Annotated in this window: 4 protein-coding genes; 2 read left to right on the top strand and 2 right to left on the bottom strand. The window is 37.6% G+C overall.

Annotation, left to right across the window (positions count from 1 at the left end; translation table 11 throughout):
* A partial coding sequence (locus ACJMNB_RS05080) for a recombinase RecT (protein WP_405339621.1) occupies nt 1-897 on the bottom strand: 897 nt, incomplete at its 3' end.
* Between the two features lie 2 nt (nt 898-899).
* Nucleotides 900-1,970 carry a YqaJ viral recombinase family protein gene (locus tag ACJMNB_RS05075; protein WP_405339619.1) on the bottom strand — a complete coding sequence of 357 codons (1,071 nt, stop codon included), beginning with the start codon at nt 1,968-1,970 and terminating at the stop codon, nt 900-902.
* A 561-nt stretch (nt 1,971-2,531) separates the two neighbouring features.
* Here ACJMNB_RS05075 and ACJMNB_RS05070 point away from each other — a divergent pair.
* Both ACJMNB_RS05070 and ACJMNB_RS05065 read left to right on the top strand, forming a co-directional pair.
* Nucleotides 2,532-2,744 carry a hypothetical protein gene (locus tag ACJMNB_RS05070; RefSeq protein WP_405339617.1) on the top strand — a complete coding sequence of 71 codons (213 nt, stop codon included), beginning with the start codon at nt 2,532-2,534 and terminating at the stop codon, nt 2,742-2,744.
* Nucleotides 2,737-3,214 (top strand): hypothetical protein (locus ACJMNB_RS05065; RefSeq protein ID WP_405339615.1); only part of this gene is annotated, 478 nt, incomplete at its 3' end. The genes ACJMNB_RS05070 and ACJMNB_RS05065, both read left to right, overlap by 8 nt.

Raw genomic sequence — 3,214 nt, 5'->3', positions numbered from 1 at the left:
TTCTGGAACCGTCACAGGCTGTTCAACAGGTTGTTCAACTGCAGTGACTGTTTTTCTTTTGCGTGTTTTCTTGACCGGTGTTTGCAGCTCAGGAATTTCAACAGTTGCTGTTTGTGATTGAATCTGATTCATCAGATCGGATTGTTGCTGTTGTTCGATTTGTGCCACCGGTGCTGATTGAATTTGTGGTTGAATATTATTGTCATTGATTACCGGTTCAATGTCTTCAGGAATTGTGGTATCCATTGTCATAATGTTGTCGTCTTCAGCATACGCACAAATATTGAATGCCTTTTTGATTGAATTCACAAATGCGCGGTTCTGAAGCATTTGCATTGGTTGATTTGCCCAGGGTTCAGATCCGGTGTACGCTTCGTCAAAAAATGTTGTCACACAGACAGGATGTGTCCGGTCTTTACGATAAACGATGCATTTGATCCAATCGGCAACAGTTCTTTTGACATTTGTTGTGACTTTTGATCTCTGTCCGTTAGAATAAGAGGTTTTCACGAAGTTCAATTCACGTTCGCGAACGGGGCCGAATTCAAAGTCCATACCGTCAAATTGTGGTGACCTGTTTGCGATGGTGTTCCAGCCGTCGATTGAAATCACAATTGCAAGTTTTCCGCGAGAAACAAAACCATAAATCTGTTTGACCATTGGATTCAGATTCAGATTTGCGCACTGAACAAGGAATGTGAAGACATCGTGTTTGGTGATGAAATCCTTGCCGTTGTTTGACAACATGTTTGCGCAGAAATTAAAAAGAACAGGGGCAGTGACTTTCAAGGAAAGTTTCTTGATGACGTTCAGTGTTTCATCGACAAATTCTGCCGGCATTGATTCGCCGAACGAAGAAACCATATTGTTTTGATTGATATTCTGTTGGTTTTCCATAATTATTTATTTCCTTTTTTCTTGGAACTTGAAAAGCGAAGTGTTCTGTTTTCATCAAGTTTTTTGATTGTGTACTTCGCAACAAGTTGTTCATATGTCTTTCTTTCGGTTTCAGACATTGCATCAATGTTCAGTGATGATCTACTGGATGCACGGAATGTTGCGACCTTGTTGCCGTCAGCATCCAACAATTCGTCATTCACACCGATGAATTCGATGATTTTTTGCTTGATTTCATCCTGTTCATTTTCAAGATTATCAATCGATTTCTTGAGATCTTTATATTTGGCGATTAACATTGAAACATCCTGATTTGCGATGATGACTGATTTTTCCTCAAAATACGACCTGATGAAATCGTTCGATGTTGGTTGTGGTGCAACATCTTTCAAGACATTCTGACACCAGAATTCAGAACACTTCGAATAAATTAATTTTGCGACAGTCTCATTGAAAGGAATGACAAAAATTCGAAAATCATTGCCACCGATAAGAGCAGCGAGGAAACATTTGTGGATGCCGGTCACAAGCATATAATGCTGACACTGAAAATAATAATTCAGCGGCACATCAGTTTCTGATTGAATGCCGATCATATTTTCATCGTGAAATTGTTCGTCTGAATACCATGCAGCAGATTTGTTGAATTTGCTGTCGCTATATGCTGATGCAGTTTTGCATTCTAGAACTGCCGAACGACTGCCGTTGATTGTCACAAGGCGGTCAACATTGCCGACCAACCAGGGCGCAGATTCAAGCGAATAATGCTTATTAGAGCGAGTGACAGAAAAACCGGTTAATTCAGCAAAGTGACGTGCAACAGTGTCTTCAAGAATAGTTCCCCATTTGGTGAATCTATTAGAAAAACGATCTGTCTTTCTGCCGGTTTTATTCATCCAAACATCGAAAGGTGTTTTGCCGAACGAATCAAGTCCAAGAACGGCAGAAACTTCAGAACCACCAATACCAAGCAAACGGCGGGTGTGCCACACTTCGGTTTCGTCATCATTGACGTGTTGCATCATAATTTGCAACTTGCGTTTTTCGTGAAGTTCAATATCTGATTTATCCATATAGATGTAAATACCTCATAACGATATAAAAGAAAATCCAGACTTAAAATTAAGTGTTCTTTAATCATAATATTTTTTATATCATTTTTCAAATGTCTGATCGATGCCAATTTGAAATAAATCACAATGTTTTTATATGTGGAATTATTACACTTTAGAGGTGGAATATATACACTTTACAAGTGGGATAATTCCATTATAGAAGTGTAATAATTACACTTTTGAAGTGGGATTTTTGCTGTTTACAAGTGGAATTTTTGCTGTTCAGAAGTGGAATTTTTGCAAATGTACTTATTTATTAATATAAGATAACAAAATAAGATAACAAAATAAGAGGGAACACGTTTTTTCAAAAAATTCTGCAATCATGACATGACACGTCATTTTCACAAGTTATTTTTTTCTTTTTATTTTTTTGTGATTTATTTCTTGTAAAGGAAAAGGAAAAAGAAATAAAATAAAAAATACGTTAAGGAAAACTTTATAAACAGGAATATAAAAATGAAAAACACAGCGACATTCCGACAATTAGTTTATTGTCTCCGTCCGCAGATTAAATGGATGAAAAAAAGAGAAAACAGGGAAAAAATAATAATTGCACTAGAAAAAGAAATTGCCCAGAAGTTAGGAATAAGCGTTCAGGCCGTCATTTTTTGGAGAAATTCAGAAAAAGTTCCAATGGAAAGGGTTGTTCAGTTGTCGATGATATACAAGAAAGACATTTATGAATTTTTAGAAATCGAAAGCAATGCAGAGGGGAAAGCAAATGATTAATGAATTGGTAAGTTTTAAGAATTTTGTTTTTTCCGGAAATTCCGGACTGTCAACAACTGAAATTGCTGTTCTTTTTTTCATTTTTTGCCAGGACAGAAAGAAATTTGTTTTTTATAAGAACGTCATGAAATCTGCACTGAATATCAAAGACGTTCGCACACTGAATCACGCGATTGATTCCTTAATTCAGAAAGGATTGATAAAAGCTGCACGGCAGATGTTTCGAAATGTCAAAGGCTATATTTTTTCAATCGTCGGAATTGACACTGATTGTCCGGCGCATAATCAAATTGAATCACGTCCGACAATGACTGCCGAAGAACCAGAGCAAAAGGACGTTGACTGTAATTATTCAGAACCTGTTGCAGAAAACATTGAACCTGTTGATGTTTCAGTTCCTGATTCAGATTCCGGCGCGGGCGCGGTGTCCGTGTCTCCGGCAGATGTTCCACCGGTTGACGGTTCCGGTG

This window comes from Fibrobacter sp. (assembly GCF_045131395.1).
Lineage (GTDB): Bacteria > Fibrobacterota > Fibrobacteria > Fibrobacterales > Fibrobacteraceae > Fibrobacter.
This window is presented reverse-complemented; position numbering and strand designations above follow the sequence as displayed.